Source organism: Diaphorobacter aerolatus (assembly GCF_014489535.1).
GTDB lineage: Bacteria > Pseudomonadota > Gammaproteobacteria > Burkholderiales > Burkholderiaceae_C > Diaphorobacter_A > Diaphorobacter_A aerolatus.
In genome coordinates this window covers 1,628,846-1,652,031 of record NZ_CP060783.1, presented here as the reverse complement: position 1 = coordinate 1,652,031, position 23,186 = coordinate 1,628,846, and the positions used below count along the sequence as shown (strand labels likewise).

Annotated in this window: 20 protein-coding genes, 3 pseudogenes and 1 riboswitch; of the genes and pseudogenes, 14 read left to right on the top strand and 9 right to left on the bottom strand. The window is 63.3% G+C overall.

The window, feature by feature from the left end; genetic code table 11:
- The first annotated feature begins 90 nt into the window (after positions 1-90).
- From H9K75_RS07730 to H9K75_RS07710, 5 genes and pseudogenes are all read left to right on the top strand, one after another.
- Positions 91-1,308: an ABC transporter substrate-binding protein gene (locus tag H9K75_RS07730; protein ID WP_187725333.1), complete on the top strand. Its 1,218-nt coding sequence runs from the start codon at positions 91-93 to the stop codon at positions 1,306-1,308.
- Between the two features lie 71 nt (positions 1,309-1,379).
- Positions 1,380-2,252: a branched-chain amino acid ABC transporter permease gene (locus H9K75_RS07725; RefSeq protein ID WP_187725332.1), complete on the top strand. Its 873-nt coding sequence runs from the start codon at positions 1,380-1,382 to the stop codon at positions 2,250-2,252.
- Positions 2,253-2,399: 147 nt separating this feature from the next.
- A pseudogene (locus tag H9K75_RS07720) lies at positions 2,400-3,341 on the top strand (branched-chain amino acid ABC transporter permease).
- Positions 3,334-4,107: an ABC transporter ATP-binding protein gene (locus H9K75_RS07715; RefSeq protein WP_187725331.1), complete on the top strand. Its 774-nt coding sequence runs from the start codon at positions 3,334-3,336 to the stop codon at positions 4,105-4,107. Before H9K75_RS07720 ends, H9K75_RS07715 begins: the two are co-directional and overlap by 8 nt.
- Positions 4,108-4,159: 52 nt before the next feature.
- Positions 4,160-4,860, top strand: a pseudogene (locus H9K75_RS07710) (ABC transporter ATP-binding protein).
- Between the two features lie 89 nt (positions 4,861-4,949).
- On the opposite strand, the gene H9K75_RS07705 reads toward H9K75_RS07710, so the two are convergent.
- From H9K75_RS07705 to H9K75_RS07690, 4 genes and pseudogenes are all read right to left on the bottom strand, one after another.
- A complete protein-coding gene (locus tag H9K75_RS07705; RefSeq protein ID WP_187725330.1) occupies positions 4,950-6,266 on the bottom strand; it encodes a tetratricopeptide repeat protein in 1,317 nt (438 codons plus the stop codon).
- A gap of 230 nt (positions 6,267-6,496) precedes the next feature.
- A complete protein-coding gene (locus tag H9K75_RS07700; protein ID WP_187725329.1) occupies positions 6,497-7,612 on the bottom strand; it encodes an acyl-CoA dehydrogenase family protein in 1,116 nt (371 codons plus the stop codon).
- A gap of 18 nt (positions 7,613-7,630) precedes the next feature.
- Positions 7,631-8,811, bottom strand: a pseudogene (locus H9K75_RS07695) (acyl-CoA dehydrogenase family protein).
- A gap of 99 nt (positions 8,812-8,910) precedes the next feature.
- The gene (locus H9K75_RS07690) at positions 8,911-9,612 is read right to left on the bottom strand and encodes a YceH family protein (protein ID WP_187725328.1); all 702 of its coding nucleotides are present in this window, start codon (positions 9,610-9,612) and stop codon (positions 8,911-8,913) included.
- Positions 9,613-9,689: 77 nt separating this feature from the next.
- On the opposite strand from H9K75_RS07690, the gene purN reads away from it, so the two are divergent.
- Positions 9,690-10,268 (top strand): phosphoribosylglycinamide formyltransferase, encoded by a 579-nt coding sequence (gene purN / locus H9K75_RS07685; protein WP_187725327.1) that lies wholly within the window; start codon positions 9,690-9,692, stop codon positions 10,266-10,268.
- A 2-nt stretch (positions 10,269-10,270) separates the two neighbouring features.
- On the opposite strand, the gene H9K75_RS07680 is transcribed toward purN, so the two are convergent.
- Positions 10,271-10,519, bottom strand: a complete 249-nt coding sequence (locus H9K75_RS07680; protein ID WP_187725326.1) for a DUF1653 domain-containing protein — start codon at positions 10,517-10,519, stop codon at positions 10,271-10,273.
- Positions 10,520-10,589: 70 nt separating this feature from the next.
- On the opposite strand from H9K75_RS07680, the gene H9K75_RS07675 reads away from it, so the two are divergent.
- From H9K75_RS07675 to H9K75_RS07660, 4 genes are all read left to right on the top strand, one after another.
- The gene (locus H9K75_RS07675) at positions 10,590-11,036 is read left to right on the top strand and encodes a M48 family metalloprotease (protein WP_187725325.1); all 447 of its coding nucleotides are present in this window, start codon (positions 10,590-10,592) and stop codon (positions 11,034-11,036) included.
- Entirely contained in the window at positions 11,009-12,454 is a 1,446-nt protein-coding gene (locus H9K75_RS07670) for a M48 family metalloprotease (RefSeq protein WP_187725324.1), read from the top strand. Before H9K75_RS07675 ends, H9K75_RS07670 begins: the two co-directional genes overlap by 28 nt.
- Before the next feature lie 88 nt (positions 12,455-12,542).
- The gene (locus H9K75_RS07665) at positions 12,543-13,817 is read left to right on the top strand and encodes an RsmB/NOP family class I SAM-dependent RNA methyltransferase (RefSeq protein ID WP_187725323.1); all 1,275 of its coding nucleotides are present in this window, start codon (positions 12,543-12,545) and stop codon (positions 13,815-13,817) included.
- A gap of 187 nt (positions 13,818-14,004) precedes the next feature.
- Positions 14,005-15,219 (top strand): DesA family fatty acid desaturase, encoded by a 1,215-nt coding sequence (locus H9K75_RS07660; RefSeq protein WP_187725322.1) that lies wholly within the window; start codon positions 14,005-14,007, stop codon positions 15,217-15,219.
- A 56-nt stretch (positions 15,220-15,275) separates the two neighbouring features.
- Here the strand turns inward: H9K75_RS07660 and H9K75_RS07655 are convergent, their stop codons facing one another.
- From H9K75_RS07655 to trxB, 4 genes are all read right to left on the bottom strand, one after another.
- On the bottom strand, positions 15,276-15,815 hold the full coding sequence (locus tag H9K75_RS07655; protein WP_187725321.1) for a 6,7-dimethyl-8-ribityllumazine synthase: 540 nt from the start codon (positions 15,813-15,815) through the stop codon (positions 15,276-15,278).
- Positions 15,816-15,949: 134 nt separating this feature from the next.
- Positions 15,950-16,139, bottom strand: a riboswitch (FMN riboswitch).
- 150 nt (positions 16,140-16,289) lie between these two features.
- Positions 16,290-16,460 carry a 50S ribosomal protein L33 gene (rpmG, locus tag H9K75_RS07650; protein WP_166067304.1) on the bottom strand — a complete coding sequence of 57 codons (171 nt, stop codon included), beginning with the start codon at positions 16,458-16,460 and terminating at the stop codon, positions 16,290-16,292.
- 26 nt (positions 16,461-16,486) lie between these two features.
- Positions 16,487-16,720 (bottom strand): 50S ribosomal protein L28, encoded by a 234-nt coding sequence (gene rpmB / locus H9K75_RS07645; protein WP_066539714.1) that lies wholly within the window; start codon positions 16,718-16,720, stop codon positions 16,487-16,489.
- Between the two features lie 419 nt (positions 16,721-17,139).
- Complete coding sequence (gene trxB, locus H9K75_RS07640) at positions 17,140-18,096, bottom strand: thioredoxin-disulfide reductase (protein ID WP_187725320.1); 957 nt, start codon at positions 18,094-18,096, stop codon at positions 17,140-17,142.
- A 524-nt stretch (positions 18,097-18,620) separates the two neighbouring features.
- Here trxB and H9K75_RS25725 point away from each other — a divergent pair.
- The 4 genes from H9K75_RS25725 (at position 18,621) to H9K75_RS07625 (ending at position 23,018) form a co-directional block, all read left to right on the top strand.
- A complete protein-coding gene (locus tag H9K75_RS25725) occupies positions 18,621-19,382 on the top strand; it encodes a DNA translocase FtsK 4TM domain-containing protein (protein ID WP_226858594.1) in 762 nt (253 codons plus the stop codon).
- Positions 19,331-20,965, top strand: coding sequence for a DNA translocase FtsK (locus tag H9K75_RS25055; protein ID WP_449757727.1), 1,635 nt, complete (start codon positions 19,331-19,333; stop codon positions 20,963-20,965). The genes H9K75_RS25725 and H9K75_RS25055 overlap by 52 nt, the downstream gene beginning before the upstream one ends.
- A gap of 64 nt (positions 20,966-21,029) precedes the next feature.
- Positions 21,030-21,683: an outer membrane lipoprotein chaperone LolA gene (gene lolA, locus H9K75_RS07630; RefSeq protein WP_226858593.1), complete on the top strand. Its 654-nt coding sequence runs from the start codon at positions 21,030-21,032 to the stop codon at positions 21,681-21,683.
- Positions 21,684-21,716: 33 nt separating this feature from the next.
- The gene (locus tag H9K75_RS07625) at positions 21,717-23,018 is read left to right on the top strand and encodes a replication-associated recombination protein A (RefSeq protein WP_187725319.1); all 1,302 of its coding nucleotides are present in this window, start codon (positions 21,717-21,719) and stop codon (positions 23,016-23,018) included.
- Positions 23,019-23,186: the final 168 nt, after the last annotated feature.

Genomic DNA, 23,186 nt, shown 5'->3' with positions numbered 1-23,186 from the left:
GGCCCGACTGCGGGCAATCCCCACACCGAAATCGACCGACAGAAGTCATCATCGGCGTACCGAACTTCATCAGAGAAAACGGAGACAACAATGACCCACCACACCCCCATCAGCGCGAACGGAGTACCGCCGCAGCGCCGCACCTGCAGGCCACGCAACGCCGTCGCACTCCTTGCGCTCTCGGCATTGACCGGCGCGGTCTGGGCGCAGTCTGGCGAGAAGATCAAGGTCGGCTTCATGCTGCCCGCGAGCGGCACCTACGCAGCGCTCGGCGTTGCCATCGAAAACGGCTTTCGCATGTATGTGGGCGAGCAGGGCGGCAAGCTCGGCGGGCGCGAGATCGAATATTTCAAGGTGGACGATGAATCCGATCCCGCCAAGGCGACCGACAACGTGAACCGTCTGATCAAGCGCGACAAGGTGGATGTGATCGTGGGCACCGTGCATTCGGGCGTGGCGATGGCGATGGCGCGCGCGGCCAAGGAAAGCAACACGATTCTCATCGTGCCGAACGCTGGTGCGGACGCGGTCACCGGGCCGATGTGCGGGCCAACCATCTTCCGTTCATCCTTCAGCAATTGGCAGACCGCCTATCCGATGGGTGTGGTCGCCGGCAAGCAGGAGGGCAAGAAGAATGCGATGACGATCACCTGGAAATACGCGGCTGGCGAAGAATCGGTGAACGGCTTCAAGGAAGGCTTCGAGAAGAACGGCGGCAAGGTGAACAAGCAACTCACACTGCCGTTCCCGAACGTGGAGTTCCAGGCGCTGCTGACCGAGATTGCGGCGGCCAAGCCTGATGCGGTGTATGCGTTCTTTGCGGGTGCGGGCGCGGTGAAATTCGTGAAGGATTATCACGCGGCGGGGCTTTCCAAAACCATTCCGCTCTACGGCCCGGGCTTCCTCACCGATGGCACGCTCGAAGCCCAGGGCGATTCCGCGCAGGGCATGCTGACCACGCTGCACTATGCCGATGAACTTGGCAGTGAGCGTGACAAGAGCTTTCGCACCAACTACGCCAAAGCCTACAAGCTTGCCCCTGACGTGTACGCAGTCCAGGGCTACGACGCTGCGCAGATGCTGGCCGTGGGCCTGAAGGCCGCAGGCGGAGACGTGAGCAAGAAGGACGTGTTTCGCTCGGCAGTGGAAAAGGCCACGATTGCCAGTCCGCGTGGCGACTTCACGCTGAGCAAGGCACACAACCCGGTCCAGGACATCTATCTGCGCAAGGTCGAAGGCAAGGAAAACAGGAAGCTCGGCGTGGCGGTCAAGGCGCTCGCCGACCCGGCGCGCGGCTGCAAGCTCTGACCGGCATCGCTCTCGCTTCGCCCGTCCAACTTCCCACCTTTTCATCGACACGACAACTGACTTGGGCTGCCGTGGATCTTGCGACTTTTCTGGTGCAGTGCCTGAACTCGGTTCAGTACGGGCTGCTGCTGTTCCTGCTGTCTTCGGGGCTCACGCTGATCTTCGGGATCATGGGCGTGATCAACCTGGCGCACGGCAGCTTCTACATGATCGGCGCCTACATGGCGTTTGCGCTCGCGCCGTACCTGGGCCAGCACTTCATCACCATGCTGCTGGTCGGCGTGCTGCTCGCGGTGGTGCTTGGATATTTGCTCGAGTGGGCGTTCTTCAGTTTCCTGTATGAGCGCGACCACTTGCAGCAGGTGCTGATGACGTTCGGGCTGATCCTCGTGTTCGAGGAACTGCGCGCGATTCTGGCCGGCAACGACGTGCACGGCGTTGAGCCGCCCGGATGGCTTGCAGGCAGCTTTTCGCTGCTCGGCATGATGAGCTATCCGTGGTATCGGGTGTTTGCGGCCATGACCTGTCTGTTCGTGGCGTTTGCGATGTACTGGATGGTCCATCGCACGCGGCTCGGCATGATGGTGCGGGCCGGTGCCAGCAATCGCGACATGGTGCGCGGCCTGGGCATCGACATCAAGCGGCTGTACCGCATCGTGTTCGCTCTGGGAGTCGCACTCGCGGCGCTGGCCGGAATGATCTCCGCGCCCATGGCGTCGGTCTATCCGAACATGGGTTCTGGCGTGCTGATCATCTGCTTCGTCGTGGTGGTGATCGGCGGCATCGGTTCGATCACCGGTGCGCTGGTCGCATCCCTGCTCGTGGGCTTTGTCGACACCTTCGGCAAGGTGTTCTTCCAGGAACTCAGCGGCATGAGCATCTATCTGCTCATGGCCATCATTCTGGTGTGGCGGCCCGAGGGCCTGATGGGCAGGAGGAGCTGAGCCATGTCTTTTAGCAAGAGTTCCACACCCGCACTGGACAAGGCCGAGGCGTATGCCGAAGCGCCGCTGGTCACGTCCAGAAGCCTGCCCGGCCAACCCGCGCAGACCGGTGATTGGGCACGGGCCGCGCTGCCCCTGACCTGCGCGATGGCGCTGGCGCTGCTCGCTCCCGCGTGGTCTGCGTATCTGCTCGATCTGGTCGTGAAGATCATGATTCTCTCGATCTTCGCGCTCAGCCTGCAATTGCTCGTTGGGGCACGGGGCTCGTGAGCCTCGGCCATGCCGCGTTTCTCGGCATCGGCGCCTACGCAACGGTGCTCGCGTCGCCCCAGGAAGGCGGCAACTTCGTGGTGCTGTGGATCGCGGCGATGGCTGCGAGCGGGCTGTGTGCGCTGTTCATCGGGGCGTTCAGCCTGCGTACCAGGGGCATCTACTTCATCATGGTGACGCTGGCGTTTGCGCAACTCGCCTATTTTGTCTTTCACGACACGGCGGTCGGAGGCGGCAGTGATGGCATCTATCTGATGGTGCGCCCTGCGGTCGGGCCGCTCGACATGGAAAACAGCACGACGCAGTACTACGTGGTGCTGGCGCGCTGGTGCTGGTGTATCTGCTGCTGGCCATGCTCGCGCGATCGCGTTTCGGTGCGGCGCTTGCGGGCATCCGCGTCAACGAGCAGCGCATGCGCGCGGCCGGTTTTGCGACTTACTGGTACAAGCTCGCGGCGTTCGTGATCGCCGGCATGCTCGCAGGCGTTGCGGGCTTTCTGCTGGCGGCGCGCGACGGTGTGGTCAATCCCGAATTGCTCGCCTGGCATCACTCGGGCGAGGTGCTGCTGATGGTGATCCTGGGGGCATCGGTTCGCTGCGCGGCGCGGTGATCGGCACCGTGACCTTTGTGCTGCTCAAGGAGTTGCTGAGCACGCATGCCATCGTGGGCAATCTCGCCGACCACTGGCAGATCACGTTGGGCATGTCGATCATCGTGCTGGTCGCGTTGCTGCCCAGGGGTGTGATGGGCCTCGGTGACCAGTTGCTGCGCAAAAAGACGCCGCGCGCCCGCCCGGCACAAGGAGCCGATCATGGCTGAGGCCAATACCGGAGCCAAGCTTTGCGTGCGTGGACTCACGCGCCGGTTCGGCGGCCTCATCGCGGTCAACAACGTGGATCTGGAACTCAAGGTGGGCGAGGTCCATGCGGTGATCGGCACCAATGGCGCGGGCAAGTCCACGCTCATCAACATGCTCTCGGGAGAGATCGCCGCGAGCAGCGGAACGATTGCGCTCGATGGCATCGACGTCACGCAGATGCCGCAGCCGCGAAGGGCTCGCGCAGGCATTGGCCGCAGCTACCAGCGCACGACGATTTTTCCGGAGTTCAGCGTGCTCGAAAACTGCCGCCTCACCGCCCAGGCCCAGGCCCATCCCCGGCCCTGGTACTTCTGGCAGGCATCGCGCAATTGCACGTTGAGCAACGAGCGCGCCCATGCGGCGCTCGCGCGTGCCGGGCTCACGCCGCACCTGAACGCGCAGGCGGGCAGCCTGAGTCACGGCGCAAAGCGGCAACTGGAAGTGGCGATGTGTCTGGCGACCGGGCCGCAGGTGCTGCTGCTCGACGAGCCGCTGGCCGGCATGGGCGCGGAAGAAACCGAACGCATGCTCGGACTGCTGCAGGAGTTGAAGGCCGGCCACGCCGTGTTGCTGGTTGAGCACGACATGGACGCGGTCTTTCGCATCGCGGACCGCATCACGGTGATGGTCAACGGCAGCGTGGTGGCAAGCGGTACGCCCGACGAAATCCGCATCGATCCCGTCGTGCGCACCGCCTATCTCGGAGAGGAGCAAGCACATGGCTGAACGCATGGCTGGAGCCTTGGCCGATGCGGAGCCTGCTGCTCCAGAGAACGGCATGTTCCAGATCGAAGAACTGCACACCTATTACGGCGACAGCCACATCCTGCACGGGGTGAGCCTGCGACTTCCGCGCGGCCAGGCTGTGGGGCTGCTTGGGCGCAACGGCATGGGAAAGAGCACGCTGATCCGCACGCTCATGGGCTATGTGACGCCGCGCGCGGGGTCGGTGTTCTGCGATGGCCGGAACGTGACGGGCGCGCCGCCCGAACGCATGGCGCGCCTGGGCATAGGCTACGTGCCCGAGGGACGCGGCGTGTTCCCGAATCTCACGGTGAAGGAGAACCTGGTGATGAGCGCGCGCGCGGGCTCGATGGCGAGCGGCGCTGGACCTATGAACGCGTGCTCGATATCTTTCCACGCTTGAAGGAGCGCTGGAACAACGGCGGCAACCAGCTCTCCGGCGGCGAGCAGCAGATGGTGTCGATTGGCCGTGCGCTCATGACCAACCCGCGACTGATGATTCTGGACGAGGCCACGGAAGGCCTCGCACCGCTGGTCGTCGCCGACATCTGGCGCGTGATCGCGGAAATCCGAAGCACCGGCATCTCCACGCTGATCGTGGATCGCGACTACCGCAAGGTGCTTGCGCATACCGACCGCGCGGTGGTGATGGAAAAAGGGCGCCTCGTGCTGACAAGCGATTCGGCGGAGTTGCGCGCCCAGCCCGAGCGTCTGGCGCAATTGCTGGGCGTGTGATGCGGTACGCGCCTGCCCGCACAAGGAAAAAACGGCGCGTGGGTCACACGCGCCGTTGCCATTATTTGCCTTGAGCGGCAGTGTGCCGATCAGGCGGCCTTGCGGGCCGTCACGAGGAAGCCGTTGACCGGCTCGTCGCCTTCGTTGCGCAGCACCATGTCTTCGATCTGCACGTCTTCAAAGCCGACCTGCTTGCACAGCGCCTGCACGTAGCTGCGCTTGTGGGCATAGCGGCCCGTCGATTGCAGCACGAAGTCGGGGCCGTCTTCGGGCGCTGTCTCGCACGAAAAGTACAGGTCGCCTGCGGGCAGCAGGATGCGGTGCGCATCGGGCACGGTGGCCTTCAGGTCGCCCGTGTAGATGAACACATCGAGTGCCGTGATGACTTCGTAGATCTCGCCGGGGGTCTCGCGCAGCGCGTCGAGCATGTTGACCGTGTGAAAGCGGTCGTAGACCTCATGGCGCGCGGCCTGCTCGATCATCTTGGTGGAGATGTCCACGCCGATCAGGAAGCCGTCGATGCGGCCCAGACATGCGCCGAGCAGGCCCGTGCCGCATCCGAGATCGAGAATGCTCAGCGACTTGGTCGGAAAGCGCGCGACGATCTTCTCGGCAACGATCTTGGGCAACTGGTAGTGCAAACCGCGCACCACGCGCTGGTCGTAGCTGCTGGCCAGGGTGTCGAACAGCATGCGGTTGAGTTCGGGCGGCTGGTGATCGGGCGTCAGGCCATGGGCAATGGCGTTGAAGTATGCGTAGATCGAATTGCCGGGCGAAAGCTCGAGCAGCTTGGTGGTGTCGCTCGTGGCAGCCGACGGCTTGCCCGCTTCGATGAGCGTGGTGGCACGGCCAAGCAGCGCCATCTCGTCCTTGGGATTGTCGGCGATCAGACTGCCCCAGACCTCCACGGCCTCGGCGCGCTGGCCGGTGACTTGCAGATCGTTGGCGAGCACGCGGCGCAGTTGCGCGTCGCGCGGCATGTATTCGAGGCCACGACGCAGCTCGCGAATCGCCAGTTCCGTATTGCCTGCCTCGTGCGCGAAATCCACCAGATGCGCGAGCACCAGCGCATTGTTGGGCTCGCGTCTGGCCAGCCGTTCGGCATGCTTGATGGCCTTGTCGTACATGCCACGGCGCGAATACAGCAGCGCCAGTTGCAGTTCGCCAGGGGTCCAGTTCGGATCGGCGGCCACGCAGCGGCGCAGCGCGTCGAAGGCGGCCGGGATATTGCCCGAACGCTCGGCCATCAGGCCTGCGAGCATGAACACGCGGGCATCGTTGGGCCAGAGGCGCTGGCACTCGTTCAACGTCAGCGCAGCTTCGCGCAGCTCGTTCCGTTCAATCTGCTGGGTTGCGGTTTCCAGCAGCGTGCGAATGGGATCGTAGGATGTGGCAGTAGCGCTCATAAAACTTCATATGGCCAGATCAACGCTGGCTCAGCGGGCAAAAGGTCGCCCACAGGGCGGCGGGGCCGGTCGTCCGGCACTTGAGGATGCTTAACCCTTCATTATCGTATATCGAACGATGATTGCGATGGGTCAGGGCATAGGTGGGCGCAGCGAGTGCATCAGAATGAAAAAAGCCTTGCGCGCGACTTGCGGGCAAGGCTTCCGGGTTCGCCATGCGGCCCCACGTGTCAGCCGAACACGCCGGCCGTCTCCTTCATGCGGTCGGAGACCTGTCCCAGGTGATACAGCGTGTCACCAAAGCTCATCTCCAGTTGCGTCAGCGTCTTGAAGTAGTGGCTCACGATGTATTCGTCCGTCACGCCGATGCCACCATGCAGTTGCACCGCCTGCTGGCCGACAAAGCGCATCGACTGTCCGAGCTGAACCTTGGCCTGCGAGAGCGCACGGCGGCGGGCCCCGGGTTCTTCGCCGAGCTTGAGGCTGGCGAAATAGCTCATCGAACGCGCGAGTTCGAGCTGCATCTTCATATCGGCAATGCGGTGGCGCAGGGCTTGGAAGGTGGCGATTGCCACGCCGAACTGCTTGCGCTGATTCATGTACTCGGCCGTGACCGCCAGCGTTTTTTCCATCGCGCCGACGGCGTAGGCGCTGCTGGCGGCGATGCCGGTGTCCATGGCGAGTTCCAGCGCGGCAATGCCTTCGGTGGTGACCAGCGTGGCGGGCGTATGCTGCAAGAAGACATCGGCCGCGCGGCTTCCGTCCTGTGTCAGATACCCGTTGCTGCTCGCACCCTGGGCGTTGCGCTCGACCAGAAACAGCGCGACGACGCCGTCGAGCCTCGCGGACACGAGCCACGCGTCGGCCTTGTCGCCAGCCGGCACGACGTTCTTGGTGGCGTTGACGGTGTAGGCGTTGTCTGCCTTGGCGGCCGTGGCCTCGCACAGGTCGGGACGATAGCGTGATGGCACTTCCTGCTGCGCCAGCACCACGAGGGCCTCGCCGCTCGCCATGCGCGGCAGCCATTGCTGCCTGACGGCTTCGGGGGCGAACTGCCTGAGCACGTTGCTGACCACGAGCGTCTGGGTGAGCGGCTCTAGCACGATGCCTCGGCCCAGTTCCTCCATGACGATCATGGCGTCCACGGCACCGAGACCCATGCCACCGTCGTCCTCGGGCACGGTCAGCGCAGTGAGGCCGAGTTCGGCGAGTTCGCCGTAGGCGGTGCGATCAAAGCCGCCCGCATTCACGATGGCGCGGCGGCGCTCGAAGCTGTAGCCCTTGTCCACCCAGCGGGCGACCGCGTCGCGCAGCGATTGCTGGTCTTCTGTGAAATCGAAATCCATGTGGTTGTCTCCCTTTTTTCAGCCGAGCACCGTCTGCGCCACGATGTTGCGCTGCACCTCGTTGGAGCCGCCGTAGATGGTCGTCTTGCGCATGTTGAAATAGTTGGCAGCAAGCGGTGCATTGAGCACATTGCCGCCGGGAAAGCTGCCGTTCCAGCCCGCATCCATGGCTTCTTCGATGAAGGGCAGGCTGAACGGGCCTGCGGCGAGCATCATGAGTTCGGTGTAGCGCTGCTGGATTTCGCTGCCGCGAATCTTGAGCAGGCCCGCCACGTCAAGCGACTTCTTGCCCGAAGTCTCTGCGGACAGCACGCGCAGCACCATCATCTCGAGCGCGACGACGTCCACTTCCAGCAACGCGATCTGGTCGCGAAAGCGCATGTCGTTCCACACGCCGTTTTGCTGCGCGAGGCGCTTGACGCGCTCGAGTTCGCGCTTGGCGCGGTTGACGTCGGCGATGTTGGTGCGTTCGTGGCGAGCAGGTATTTGGCATAGGTCCAGCCCTTGTTCTCTTCGCCGATGAGCTGGTCGGCAGGGACTTCGACGTTGTCGAAGAACACCTCATTGACCTCGCATTCGCCGTCCAGCAGCTTGATCGGTCGCACGGTCACGCCGGGCGACTTCATGTCGAGCAGCAAAAAGCTGATGCCGGTCTGCGGCTTGCCTTCGGTGCTGGTGCGCACGAGGTTGAACATCCAGTCGCCGTACTGGCCGAGCGTGGTCCAGGTCTTCTGGCCGTTGACGATGTATTTGTCACCCACGCGCTCGGCACGGGTTTTCACGCTCGCGAGATCCGAGCCCGAACCCGGCTCGCTGTAGCCCTGGCTCCACCAGACCTCACCGCTCGCGATGCCGGGCAGAAAGCGCTTTTGCTGCTCGGGCGAGCCAAAGGCCATGATCACCGGCGCGACCATCACCGGGCCGAAGGGAACGATGCGCGGCGCACCGGCCATCGCGCATTCCTCTTCGAACAAATGCCTCTGAATGGCGTTCCAGCCCGGGCCGCCAAACTGCTCCGGCCAGCCATAGCCGAGCCAGCCTTTCTTGCCCAGCGTCTTCGCCCAGCCCTGCATGTCGTCGCGGGTCAGGCGCTGGGCGCTGTGGACCTTGTCGGAAATCGTCTTGGGCAGATGGGCCGCTACCCACTCGCGAACCTCGTCGCGAAACGCCAGCTCTTCGGGCGTGAACGCCAAATCCATTTTGTGTCTCCTTCAATCGGGGGAAAGGGCTCCCGTGTTCCAGCGGCTTTGTAGCACGCACGTGCTTTTGACGACTGTCCTGGCCGGGACAATGACGATTCAATTCTCTGCAGGCTTCGATTCGATGTCGATACCGAGCTGCTCGCAAACCTGCGCGAGCGCCACGCGCAGCGCGGCCACTTCGCCTTCGAGCGCCGTGACGCGCTCGGACAGGGCCGGGTCTGCCTGCGCTGCGGTCGTGGTGGACGCCGATGCGCTCGCGGCAGCAAGTGCGCTTGCATCCACCGGGCCGCACAGCAGATGCGCCCAGCGCGGCTCGCGAGCGCCGTGCGCGCGTGGCAGCAAAATGACCAGCGGCCCGCCCTTTTCTTCGCTACGCGATTGCAGCTCATCGAGAAACGCCTCGACCGAGGAGATGTCCGCGAATCGGTGCCAGCGCTCGGAATTGATGCGCAGTTCGCCCGCCGTCTGCGGGCCCCGCAACATCAGCAGGCACAACAGCGCGGCCGACTGATCGGGCACGCCCACGCCGCGCGGAAAATTGTGTTCCCAGCGCGAGGTGCGCGCGCCGCCGATTTCGGTGACCAGCGAACGGCGGCGCAGATCGTCGAGCGCTTCCTGGATCTGACCGTCGCTGAGCTGCATGACCGGCTCGCGACTGGTCTTCTGATTGCAGCCCGAGGCCAGCGAGTTGAGCGTGAGCGGGTAGCTGTCCGGTACGGTGCGCGACTTCTCGACCAGCGTGGCAAGCACGCGGGCCTCGTCGGCGGAGAGCGGGGCGGATTGGGGATCGAAGGGCATGGTGCGTCTCGTGGTGGTCAATTCAAAAATCCCGATTGCCGCGAAGCCCGATGGCTTCGGTGAGACAATCGCCGCCCATGAAAAACATCGTGATCCTCATCTCGGGCGGTGGCTCCAACATGGCTGCCATTGTGCGTGCATCCCAGCAGCAGGACTGGATTGGCCGCCATGGTGCACGGGTTGCGGCGGTCGTGAGCAACAAAGCCAGCGCCGGTGGTCTGGGTTTCGCGAAAGACAACGGCATTGCCACCGAGGTGCTCGATCACAAGCAGTTTGCCTCGCGCGAGGAATTCGACGCGGAGCTTGCGAAGGTCATCGACCGCCACGATCCGGCGCTGATCGTGCTCGCGGGGTTCATGCGCATCCTCACGCCGGGGTTCGTGCAGCACTTCGAGGGACGCATGGTGAACATTCATCCATCGCTGCTGCCCGCGTTTCCCGGTTTGCATACGCACCAGCGCGCCATCGACGAGGGCTGCAAGTTCGCCGGCTGCACGGTGCATCGCGTGACCGCAGAACTCGATGTCGGCCCGATTCTCGAGCAGGCCGTGGTGCCCGTGCTGCCGGGCGACACCGCCGCCACGCTGGCGGCTCGCGTGCTCACGCAGGAGCATGTGATCTATCCGCGTGCCGTGCTGGGGCTGGTCCGCCGCTGAAGTCAGCGGGTCGCGTCCTCGTGGCTCTTTTGCTCGCTTTGCGGTAGTCTGCGAAACCGCGGCTGGGCGATGCCGTCGATGACGACGCTCTCGCCGAACATGGCGGCGGGGCGCACCCAGAGCCCACGCTCGCCGTAAAGCGCGCGGTAGAGCGTCATCGGCTCCAGCGTTTCGCTGTGGCGCACGGTGTCAAGCACCTCGTAGAGATTTCCCTTGTAGTGGCGGTACAGGCCGGGCGAGGTCACGATCAATGGGGAAGATGGTCTGAAGACATGGTTACCATGCAAAAAGAATACGCATTAAAAGAGGAGATTGCGGGAGATGGAATACGCCGATTTTGTGCATCTGGCGCGCCGCAGCGAACAGCAGTGCGCCGAGGATAGCCGCGCCTACCGTCGCCGGGTCGTCTGGTTTGCCGCGCTGGGCTATCTGTGGGTGGTGGGCTGCGCCGCGCTCGCCATCGGCATTCTCGCCTTTTGTCTGCCGCAATTGATCAGCGGCCGCTTTCGCTTTGCCTGGGTGATGATGACGCTGACCGGTTTCGGCCTGCTCTGGGTCAGCCTGCAGGCGCTGTGGGTAAGGATCGAGCCGCCCGAGGGCGAGCGCATCTCGCGTGACGAAGCGCCCGAGCTGTTCAAGGCGCTTGAGCGGATTCAGCACAAGATCAAGGGCCCACCGATTCACGAGGTGTATCTCAATGACGAATTCAACGCCAGCGTGCGGCAGGTGCCACGCTGGGCGTGTTCGGCGGGGCGCGCAATGAGTTGATCATCGGCCTGCCGATACTGATGGCGCTGGACAAGCGCCGCATGCTCGCCGTGCTGGCGCATGAATACGGTCACCTGCGCGGCGACCATGGCAAGCTCAGTTCCTGGGTGTACCGCACGCGCATGAGCTGGAGTCGTCTCTACGACAGCATGGAAGACTCGGCGAGCCCGTTCGCCGTGACCACGCAGGCGTTTCTGCGCTGGTATTCGCCGCGGTTTGTCGCACGCACGTTTGCGATGGCCAGGCAGGACGAATACGAGGCCGACCGCATCGCTGCGAAGCTGCTGGGGCGCGAGGAGGCGGGCGCATCGCTGGTGGAAACGCAGATCAAGAGCGCCTGGCTGAATACACGATTCTGGGAGCTGCACTGGGCGCAGGCGGCGCGCGAGCCGCTGCCGCTCGGACCGTTTCGGGCGATGCAGCGCATCCTCGTTGAGGCACCGGAACCCGTATTCGCCAAGGAAACCCTGCGCAGGGCGATGCAGCAACTCTCGAGCGTGGACGATACGCATCCGGTTCTGCGCGAGCGTGTCAAGGCGCTCGGCGGCGACCGGGCCAGCCTGCCGCAGCAATGGTCCCAGCAGGGCGCGCTGTCGCTGCTCGGCAAGGCGGCGGCGCATTGGGTCGATCATTTCGACCGCGCCTGGTGCAAGGAGAACGCCGACGAATGGAAACGCCACCACGCGCGCCTTCAACGTGCGCGTGCCCGCGTGATGGAGCTGCAATCCGGCGGCCCGAGCCGCAGCGTGGCCGAGCAGGTCGAGGCGGCCGATCTGATCCGCCGCCTGAATCCCGCCTCCAGTGCGGCGAACGGGCTCTACCAGCAGGCGCTTGATCGCGATCCGGTGAATGCCGATGCGCTCATCGGCATGGTGCAATGTCTCATGCAGAGCGATCCGGAGCGCGCGATTCAGTACTTGGACCGTCTCTGGAGCAACCATCCAACGCACCGCCTTTGGGCGGCTCGCATGGCGGTCGGTGAACTGGATACGCCGCGCGAAGGCCGCGAATTTCAGGAGCAGGCGCTGAAACTCTGGCGCGAGCGGCGCCGCGAGGGCGAGAACACCGAGGCCGAGGTGGTGCAGGAACTGAACCGCAGCGGCCTGATGGATTCGGCGATGCGCCATGACCTCACGGCGTTTGAGCTGGCCGAGCTGCAGGCGGAAATGCAGCGCATGCTGCCGGTGCGGCAAGGCTGGGTCGTTCGACGCAGGCTTGCCAGCCTGCCGGATCGCAAGGTCTACGTCGTGCTGGTGACCCTGACTCGCAACGAGGATGCCGTTCAGCGCCAGTGGTGCGCGGAGCTTGAGCAACGCATCGGGCTGCCGGGCATGATGATCGTGGTGCCGACCGAGGTGGCAGGCAGCAAGGAGCAGTGGGCCTTGTTCGCCGGTGAGCCGGTGTTCGTGCGCGGCTGATGGCAAAAAGACGATCCGCGCTCACAATGCGCCGGTCGATTCGTGCAGGGGATCCCAAGGGATTTGCGCAAGATGGGACAATCACGGGATGCACCCCAAAGCCCTTCTGGATGCCTGCGCCGAGCTGATCAGGCAGGTTCTCACTTTTGAACACCCGGCCGATGCCGTGGTCTCCCGTTTTTTTCGCGATCACCGCAACCTCGGCCCGCGCGAGCGCGCGACGTTGGCCGAAACCACCTACGCCGTGCTGCGCAAGAAGCTGCTGTTCGAGCAGTTGGCGCGCTCCGGCAGCGGCCCGCGCGAGCGCCGCCTCGCGATCCTCGGCTTTCACGGCGCGCACGATTATTTGAAAAGCGCGCTCTCCGACCAGGAAATCAAGTGGCTCGATGACTGCGACAGCATCAAGCCAGAGGAGTTGATGGCGCACCATCGCCACAATCTGCCGGAATGGCTGGTAGAGCCCCTGAAGGCACAGTTGAGCGAAGAAGGTTTTTGGGCGCTTGCTGACAGCATGGCGCAGCCCGCACCGCTCGATCTGCGTGTGAATGCACTCAAGGACAAGCGCGACCCGGTGCAGAAGGAGCTCGCCAAGTCCGGCATCAAGGCAGTGGCCACGCCGTACTCGCCGCTCGGTCTGCGTATCGACGGCAAGCCGCCACTCAGCAAGCTCGATGCGTTCACGCGCGGCGCGATCGAGGTGCAGGACGAGGGCTCGCAACTGCTCGCGCTGCTGCTCGATGCCAAGCGCGGCGAGATGGTGGTTGATTTTTGCGCCGGAGCGGGCGGCAAGACGCTTGCGATTGGCGCGTCGATGCGCAGCACGGGGCGCCTTTATGCGTTTGACGTGTCCGCCCATCGCCTGGAAGCGCTCAAGCCACGTCTGGCGCGTTCGGGCCTCTCGAACGTGCATCCGGCGGCGCTGGCGCATGAGCGCGATGAACGCATCAAGCGGCTCGCGGGCAAGATCGACCGCGTGCTGGTCGATGCGCCATGCTCGGGACTGGGCACCGTGCGCCGCAATCCCGATCTCAAATGGCGTCAGTCGCCCGAAGCGCTGGTGGAACTCGCGCAAAAACAGACCGCGATTCTCACGAGCGCGGCGCGGCTGCTCAAGTCCGGCGGTCGGCTGATCTATGCGACCTGCAGCCTGCTTCCACAGGAAAACGAGGCGATTGCCGAAGCGTTCACTGCCGCGCATCCCGACTTCGTGGTGCAGGACGCGGGCGAATTGCTCACGCAGCTCAAGGTGGCGTCCGCCGACACGCTTTGCAGCGGCGGCGAAAGCCACACACGCTACCTAAGGCTTTGGCCGCACACGCACCAGACGGATGGTTTTTTCGCCGCCGTCTGGACGCGCAAGTAGGAAGTACCGCCCGCGCCCGTTGGCACCAAGGTAAATCTGCCGCAAAGTTGCGCCGTTTGAGGAACCCTCAGCGGTTATCGGCGTCTATGAGGGGCGGGCAGGTTGCCGATGGAGCCTGCGCGTCCCATGCGCGACGGAACGGTGCCGCGATTTTTCGGTTTGACGGATTTTTCAGGGCTGACTATCTATGTTGTTACCCGACTGGCCTGTGCTGAACGCTGTCATCGACTGGCTGGCCCATGGTGCATGGGACCTGTCCTGGTGGCAGATCGCTCTCTACACGCTTGCTACCACGCACATCACGATTGCGGCGGTGACGATTTTTCTGCATCGCTCGCAGGCGCATCGTTCGCTCGATCTGGGCGCTGTTCCCTCGCATTTCTTCCGCTTCTGGCTGTGGCTGGGCACGGGCATGCAGACAAAGGAATGGGTGTCGATCCACCGCAAGCACCACGCCAGGTGCGAGACCGAGGACGATCCGCACAGCCCGCAGACGCGTGGCCTGAACACCGTCATGTGGCGAGGCGCCGAGCTGTACCGCGCCGAGGCAAAAAACGCCGAGACGCTCAAAAAATTCGGTCATGGCACGCCCGATGACTGGGTCGAGCGCAATGTTTATTCACGCTTTGCCTGGCAGGGCGTGGGCCTGATGCTGATCCTCAACGTAATGCTGTTCGGCGGCATCGGCCTCACGGTCTGGGCCGTGCAGATGCTGTGGATTCCGTTCTGGGCCGCAGGCGTCGTGAACGGCGTGGGGCACTTCTGGGGCTACCGCAATTTCGAGGCGGCGGACGCATCGACCAATCTCGTGCCCTGGGGCATCGTGATCGGCGGCGAAGAACTGCACAACAACCATCACACCTATCCGACTTCGGCCAAGTTTTCGGTGAAGAAGTACGAGTTCGACATCGGCTGGTTGTACATCAGCGCGATGCAGAAGATCGGCTGGGCCAAGGTGAAGAAGGTTCCGCCGAAGCTACAGCTCGGCGAGGTCAAGCCGGTGGCCGACGAGAAGACGCTCGAGGCCGTGATCGCCCACCGCTACGAGGTCATGGCCCGCTATGCGCGCGGCGTGCGCCGGGCCTGCCGCGAGGAACTGGAATCACTCAAGGCACGCAAGGCCGATGTGAGCGCCATGCGCGCTGCCAAGCGCTGGCTGCACCGCGACAGCGACAAGGTGCCAGCCCGCTGGCACGGCAAGCTGGCGGTGGCGCGCGCCGAACATCCGGTGCTCGACAAGATGATCACGATGCGTGAGGAACTGCGCCAGTTGTGGATGAACACCTCGCAGTCGCGCGAACAGCTCACGGCCGATCTGCAGGCCTGGTGCCAGCGTGCCGAGGCCAGCGGCATCAAGACGCTGCAGGACTTTTCGAGGCGGCTGCGCGCCGCGCACGCGTAGAGACGGAACGGCCGGCAACCAAGCCCCACCCACGGGGCTGGTTCGCGCGCAGGAACTCAGACGCTTGCCGCGGCAGCAGTTGCAACAAGCAGCTTCTCGTTGACCGCCGCGTGCTGGGCGAGCGTGCGGGCGCACGCGTTCGCGGCTTCTTCGCCCTTTTTGACGAAGTGATGGAAGAAGTAGTCGCGGTGCTCGTCGTGATCGTGGAAGTTGAGCGGCGTGAGCGCCACCGAGAACACCGGCACGCCGGAGTCGAGCTGGACGCGCATGAGGCCATCGATCACGGCCGTGGTCACGAACTCATGGCGGTAGATGCCGCCGTTGACGATCAGCGCGCAGGCGATCACCGCGTCGAACTGTCCAGAATCCGCGAGCTTCTTGGCCAGCAGCGGAATCTCGAACGCACCGGGCAATTCGAACGTCTCGATGTGTGAGGCGGTGGCGCCCAGCTCCACGAGTCGCTTGATCGCCGAATCGCGTGCCTGATGCACGATGTCGTCATGCCAGTTGGCACTGATGACGGCGATGCGGGTGTGGGAAGGTACTGCCGGCGTGCTGGCAGCCTGGGGGAGATGTTGAACATCAGTCTGATTCATTTGCTTTTCTCGACTTCTTTACAGTTCAAAGCGTTGAATGAATCAGGGCGCGCGAAACCACATGCCCTCGCAATGCGTGGCGGCGGCGCCGTCCACAGGACGACGAGCCCACCCGAGCGCGAGTGCATATGACCTCACGTTTCTCTTTCATCCGGACTGTGACCGTCGGCTCTGGCATCTCACCAGATCTGCTGACCCACCGGACCCTTGCATTGCTGCAAGTGCCACTGTGGCGCTCGCGGGCTGCCGATGTCTTGATGGCCCCATAGAACCATCGCACCGGATACCGCCGGTGGGGAATTTCACCCCGCCCTGAGAACGTGGACGCCTTCCATGAAGGCGTCACCGAGCATTTTAGAAGTTCGGCAATGTCGGCGTTGTCATATGGGCAACCCGATCGATCGGCCATAAAAAAACCGCCTGAGCCTCTGATGCTGCGGGCGGTTTCCTGTGGTCAGGCCGAAATGAAAATGATCACTTCAGCTTGATTTCCTTGTACTCGACGTGCTTGCGAGCCTTGGGGTCGAACTTGCTGATCAACATCTTTTCAGGCATTGTCTTCTTGTTCTTCGTGGTGGTGTAGAAGTGGCCGGTACCCGCAGTGGATTCCAGCTTGATCTTTTCGCGTCCGCCTTTAGAAGCCATGATTTTTTCTCCTTTAGGTTAGGGAATTAAGCTTGGCCACGAGCGCGCATGTCTGCGAGCACGGAGTCAATACCGTTCTTGTCGATCAGGCGCAGAGCAGCGCTGGAGACGCGCAGGCGCACCCAACGGTTTTCGGTCTCGACCCAAAAACGGCGGTATTGCAGGTTGGGGAGGAAACGACGCTTGGTCTTGTTGTTGGCGTGGGAAACGTTGTTTCCCACCATGGGCTTCTTGCCCGTTACTTCACATACGCGTGCCATGAGGACAACACCTATAAGTTTCACGGTTGCCTGCACCTGATGTGCTGGCAACCTCACCTCGCCAGTTTGGAATGGGTGGCGGTAACCCTTGTTTGCCGTCCTCGGGCCGCGTGATGCGGTCGAATATTCAGCAAAGCCAAGGATTATAGCCTGAATTCTGCTGCCGATGGTTTTCTTCCCGGGGCCGGGAGTGCGCCCGGCGGCGCAGTAACTTTTTGGTCTTGCCCAAAAAGTCACCCAAAAAGCGCTTTGAATACCTGCGGCAGAACTCGCTACGCGCTGGCGCGCTTTGCTCGGACAACCGCCGCAAGTCAGTGGAATACGGGGAGGCGTGTTCGGCACTTCGCTGCGCTCGTGCTGGCTTTCTCCCTCCCTCTCCCGCCTGCGGCAGAGGGCAGCGCTCAAGCGCCAACAGCTACCTACTCTTCCTGCTCCAAAAATCGCTGCGCATCGAGCGCAGCCATGCAGCCGGTTCCGGCGCTCGTGATCGCCTGGCGATACACATGATCCTGCACGTCACCCGCAGCAAAAACGCCATGCACGCTGGTCTGGGTCGCGAACCCCTTGAGCCCGCCCTGCGTGATCAGGTAACCAGTTTCGTCCATGTCGAGCTGGCCCTTGAAGATTTCGGTGTTCGGCGAGTGGCCGATGGCGATGAAGCAACCCTGCAACTGGATGTCTTCCGTGTTGCCGGTCTGGGTGCTCTTGATGCGGATGCCGGTCACACCGGTCTTGTCGCCCAGCACCTCGTCCAGCGTGAAATGGGTCTTGAGTTCGATCTTGCCTTCCTTGACCCTGTCCATGAGCTTGTCGACGAGGATGGGCTCGGCCTTGAACTTGTCGCGGCGGTGGACCAGGGTCACCTTGCTGGCAATGTTGCTCAGGTACAACGCTTCTTCCACGGCCGTGTTGCCGCCGCCGATCACGCAGACGGGTTGTTCGCGGTAGAAGAAACCGTCGCAGGTGGCGCAGGCGGACACGCCCTTGCCCATGAAGGCTTCTTCCGAGGGCAGGCCCAGGTACTTGGCCGATGCGCCGGTGGCGAGGATCAGCGAGTCGCAGGTGTAGGTATGGGTGTCACCAACGAGGGTGAACGGGCGCTTGCTGAAATCGACCTTGTGGATGTGGTCGAAGACGATGCTGGTCTGAAAGCGCTCGGCGTGCTCCAGAAAGCGCTGCATCAGTTCAGGGCCTTGCACGCCCATCACGTCGGCGGGCCAGTTGTCGACCTCGGTGGTAGTCATCAATTGACCGCCCTGGGCCATGCCGGTGACAAGCAGGGGCTTCAGATTGGCGCGCGCTGCGTAGATGGCAGCGGTATAACCGGCAGGGCCGGAACCGAGGATCAGGACTTTAGCGTGTGTTGGTGTCGACATGGATGCCACTCAGGTTGCATGCCGCAATCGATATCTGGCTCCCAAATCGATTCCGGCACGATGGTATTTGAAGCAGGCGGTGAACGCCCGGCGGACGACCGATGGCTCCGAGCCCCGGCAGTCTGCGTGGTTCTATTGTAGGGAGGCTTCATTCACAGAGCCTGCAAAGGTTTTTGATCAATTTGATAGCGAAGATCAATTTCATCGTGGGTTCAGGGCACATCCGGTGACATTTAAGAAGTCCGCGCAACTCCTTGATCTGTGTTGGAAAAAGCGACAATGCAAGGATTGCGGAAAGTTCCGCAGGCCGGGTGATGCGCGCTGTATGAAAAAACAGTAGGATTGCGAGTCCAGAGCAGTGCAGTGGTTGTCGCGACCGCCTCATCGGCTCGAATGCGCGCGTTGGCCTTTACGGTAAGCTAGAGCGTGTTCACGCAAGCCACGGGGTGCCCGACGGACTGTGCAGTCCTGGGCGGTGCGATCTCCATGCGTTGTGTGAACAGGCCCTAGCCTTTCAGTTTCTTATGACCTATTCCCTCAATACCTTGAATGCTTCTGCTGGCGGCAAATCGGCACCGCGATCCTGGGCTGCGCGGTTCAGCCATGAAATTGGTCTGCTGATCGGCTTGCTGGTGCTGGTGTTCTGGTTGCTGGCGCTCGTGAGCTACAACGGACACGATACGGCCTGGTCCACATCGGGCGCGGGGATGGCCTGCAGGTGCGCAACTGGTTGGGGCGGCTCGGGCCTGGATTGCCGATGGCAGCTATTACGCGCTGGGCTTTTCGGTCTGGTGGTGCATTGCCGCTGGCGTGAAGGCCTGGCTGTCGTCGCTGGCTTACTGGATGCGTGGCGGCGAGCAGGTGCAGTCGCCCGTGGGCCATGGGCGCGCCGCTCGATGTTCTGGATGGGGCTGTTGATCCTGCTGCTGTCGAGCACCGCACTGGAATGGACCCGCCTGTACCGCTACGACACCTTTCTGCCCGGGCAGGCCGGCGGCATGCTCGGCTACACCATGGGCCAGTTCGCGCTCAACTGGCTGGGAGACGCGGGCTCCGGCCTGATCTGCGTGATTCTCGTGGTGCTCGGCGCGGCGATGGTGTTCGGATTTTCCTGGGCCATCTGGCCGAGCGCATCGGCGGCAGCATCGATGGCCTGGTACAGGGCGGTCGCGCCAAGCGCGAGAAGGCCAAGGACGAGGCCGAAGGCAAGCGCGCGGCCCGCGAGCGCGCGGAAGTGGTGCTCGAGGAGCGCACCGAGAGCGAGGAAAACCATCCGCAGCCGGTGAAGATCATCGAGCCGGTGCTGACCGACGCGCCGCAGAGCACGCGCGTCGTCAAGGAGCGCCAGAAGCCGCTGTTCTCCGAGCTTCCCGACAGCAAGCTGCCGCAGGTCGATCTGCTGGATGCGGCGCAGGCGCGACAGGAAACGGTCTCGCCCGAGACGCTGGAGATGACCAGCCGCCTGATCGAGAAAAAGCTCAAGGACTTTGGCGTGGACGTGGCCGTGGTGGCCGCTGCGCCCGGTCCGGTGATCACGCGTTACGAGATCGAGCCCGCCACCGGTGTGAAGGGCTCGCAGGTTGTCAATCTCGCCAAGGATCTGGCGCGTTCGCTGTCGCTGGTGTCGATCCGCGTGATCGAGACGATTCCCGGCAAGAATTTCATGGCGCTCGAACTGCCGAACGCCAAGCGCCAGTCGATCAAGCTGTCCGAGATTCTCGGCTCGCAGGTCTATCACGATGCCAAGAGCATGCTGACCATGGGTCTGGGCAAGGACATCGTCGGCAATCCGGTCGTGGCCGATCTGGCCAAGATGCCCCACGTGCTCGTTGCCGGTACCACCGGTTCCGGCAAATCGGTGGGTATCAACGCGATGATCCTGTCACTGCTGTACAAGGCCGAGGCGCGCGACGTGCGCCTGATGATGATCGACCCGAAGATGCTCGAAATGTCGGTCTACGAAGGCATTCCGCACCTGTTGTGCCCCGTGGTGACCGACATGCGCCAGGCCGCCCACGGCCTGAACTGGTGCGTGGCCGAGATGGAGCGTCGCTACAAGCTCATGAGCAAGATGGGCGTTCGCAATCTCGCGGGCTACAACGTCAAGATCGACGACGCCAAGTCGCGCGAGGAATCGATTCCCAACCCGTTCAGCCTGACGCCCGAAGAGCCCGAACCGCTGCAGCGCCTGCCGCACATCGTGGTGGTGATCGACGAACTGGCCGACCTGATGATGGTGGTCGGCAAGAAGATCGAAGAGTTGATCGCGCGACTCGCCCAGAAGGCGCGCGCGGCCGGCATTCACCTGATTCTGGCGACCCAGCGCCCCAGCGTGGACGTGATCACCGGCCTGATCAAGGCCAATATTCCGACGCGCATCGCCTTTCAGGTCAGCAGCAAGATCGACAGCCGCACCATCCTTGACCAGATGGGCGCGGAAGCGCTGCTCGGCATGGGTGACATGCTCTACATGGCCAGCGGCACGGGCCTGCCGATCCGTGTTCACGGTGCGTTCGTGTCCGACGAGGAAGTGCACCGCGTGGTCAGCTACCTCAAGGCACAGGGCGAGCCTGACTACATCGAAGGCGTGCTCGAAGGCGGCACGACCGACGGCGACGACAGCGGCTTTGGCGGCGAAGCCGGCGAGGGCGGTGGCGAGAAGGATCCGATGTACGACCAAGCGGTCGAGATCGTGCTGAAAGACCGCAAGGCCAGCATTTCCTATGTGCAGCGCAAGCTCCGCATTGGCTACAACCGCTCGGCCCGCCTGCTCGAAGACATGGAAAATGCCGGTCTGGTGAGCGCACTCACCGCCAGCGGACAGCGCGAAGTGCTGGTGCCCGCGCGCGGCGCTGGCGGCGGCGAGTGAACCTGTGGCGCGTTTCGCGCTCCAAGAGAGATCGCGCCTGCGGCGTTTGAAGGAGTTCCATTCGATGACGATGAAGATGATGACGACCAAGCGTTTGATCACGACCATGGTGCTGGCCGCCTGCGCGCAGGTTGCGAGTGCCGACGGCATGCAGAGCCTTGAAGGCTTCATGAAGGGCGCAAAAAGCGGTCGCGCTGATTTCACGCAGACCGTCACGGCACCTTCCAAGGATGGGCAGCAGCCCAAGGTCAAGACCTCGACCGGCAATTTCGAATTCCAGCGCCCGGGGCGCTTCCGCTTCGACTACCGGCGTCCGTTCGAGCAGACCATCGTGGCCGACGGCAAGACCCTGTGGCTGCATGACATAGATCTCAATCAGGTCACCCAGCGCGCGCAATCGCAGGCGCTGGGCAGCACGCCCGCAGCCCTGCTCGCGAGCGCGCCTGATCTTTCGGCGCTCAAGGCCGATTTCAATCTGTCGTCGGCGCCCGATCAGGATGGCCTTCAATGGGTGGTCGCCGAACCCAAGGCCAAGGAAGGCCAGATCAAGAGCGTGCGCGTCGGTTTTGCAGGCGAGACGCTGGCCACGCTGGATATCCTCGACAATTTCGGACAGCGCTCGGTGCTCACGTTCACCAACATGCAGGTGAACACGCCGCTTGCGCCAACCGCATTCCAGTTCAAGCCACCTGCCAATGCGGATGTGGTCAAGCAGTGACCAGCGCCCAGAGCCGCACTCTCTGAACCACCCGTGAGCCAGCCCTCCGCCCACCAGCCTCTCGCCGAGCGCCTGCGCCCTCACAGTCTGGGCGAGGTGATCGGCCAGCAGCATGTGCTCGGGCCGGGCATGCCGCTGCGGCTGGCGTTCGAATCGGGGCAGCCTCATAGTTGCATTCTTTGGGGCCCGCCGGGCGTGGGCAAGACCACCATCGCCCGGTTGATGGCCCAGTCGTTCGATGCGCAGTTCATCTCGATCAGCGCCGTGCTCGGCGGCGTCAAGGACATCCGCGAGGCCGTCGAGCAGGCCCAGTCCGCGCGCGATGGGCTGATGCAGCAGCGCACCATCGTGTTCGTCGATGAGGTGCATCGCTTCAACAAGAGCCAGCAGGACGCGTTTCTGCCGCACGTGGAAAGTGGACTGTTCACCTTTGTCGGCGCGACGACCGAGAATCCCTCGTTCGAGGTCAACTCCGCGTTGCTCTCGCGCGCTGCGGTCTATGTGCTGCAGCCGCTCACGGCCGAGGACCTCGGGCAGATCGTCACCAAGGCGCAGGCACTCGATGCAATCCCTCCTATTGAAGAGACGGCTCTGGACCGGTTGATCTCCTATGCCGATGGCGACGCCCGGCGTCTGCTCAACACGCTGGAGACGCTTTCGGTGACGGCAAAACAAGCCGGAATCGAGTCGATCACCGATGAATGGCTGCTCAAGGTGCTGGGCGAGCGCATGCGCCGCTACGACAAGGGCGGCGAGCAGTTCTACGACACCATCAGCGCACTGCACAAGTCGGTGCGTGGCTCCGATCCCGATGCGGCGCTTTACTGGCTGGTGCGCATGCTCGACGGCGGCGCGGACCCACGCTACATGGCGCGTCGGCTGGTGCGCATGGCGAGTGAGGACATCGGCCTGGCCGACCCGCGCGCGCTGCGTCTGGCGCTGGATGCGACCGAGGTCTATGAACGCCTCGGCTCGCCTGAGGGCGAGCTGGCGCTGGCCGAGTGCGTGGTCTATCTCGCGATGGCGCCCAAGTCCAATGCCGTCTACAAGGCCTACAACGCCGCGCGCGCCTTCGTGAAGCAGGACGGCACGCGGCCCGTGCCCATGCATTTGCGCAACGCACCGACCAAGCTCATGAAGGAGCTCGACTACGGCAAGAACTACCGCTACGCGCATGACGAGGAGGGCGGTTTCGCCGCGGGCGAGAACTATCTGCCGGACGGCATGGAGCCACCGGGCTTTTATAGCCCGGTGCCGCGCGGGCTGGAAATCAAGATCGGCCAGAAGCTCGACGAGCTTCGGGCGCTCAATGCCGAGGGGCAAAACAAGATCTGAAACGCCGTTTCACGCACATTCCATTTTGGTGCACGGCATTGCGCAATTCGCGTGTTCCCTATGTGCCATTGATTGCGCTTGTCGGGATAATGAAATCCATTGGCTAACGAACCATGGGCGCGGCAACAAGATCGCCGCAGAAGTGGCAGGGCCGGTTACATTCGCTGG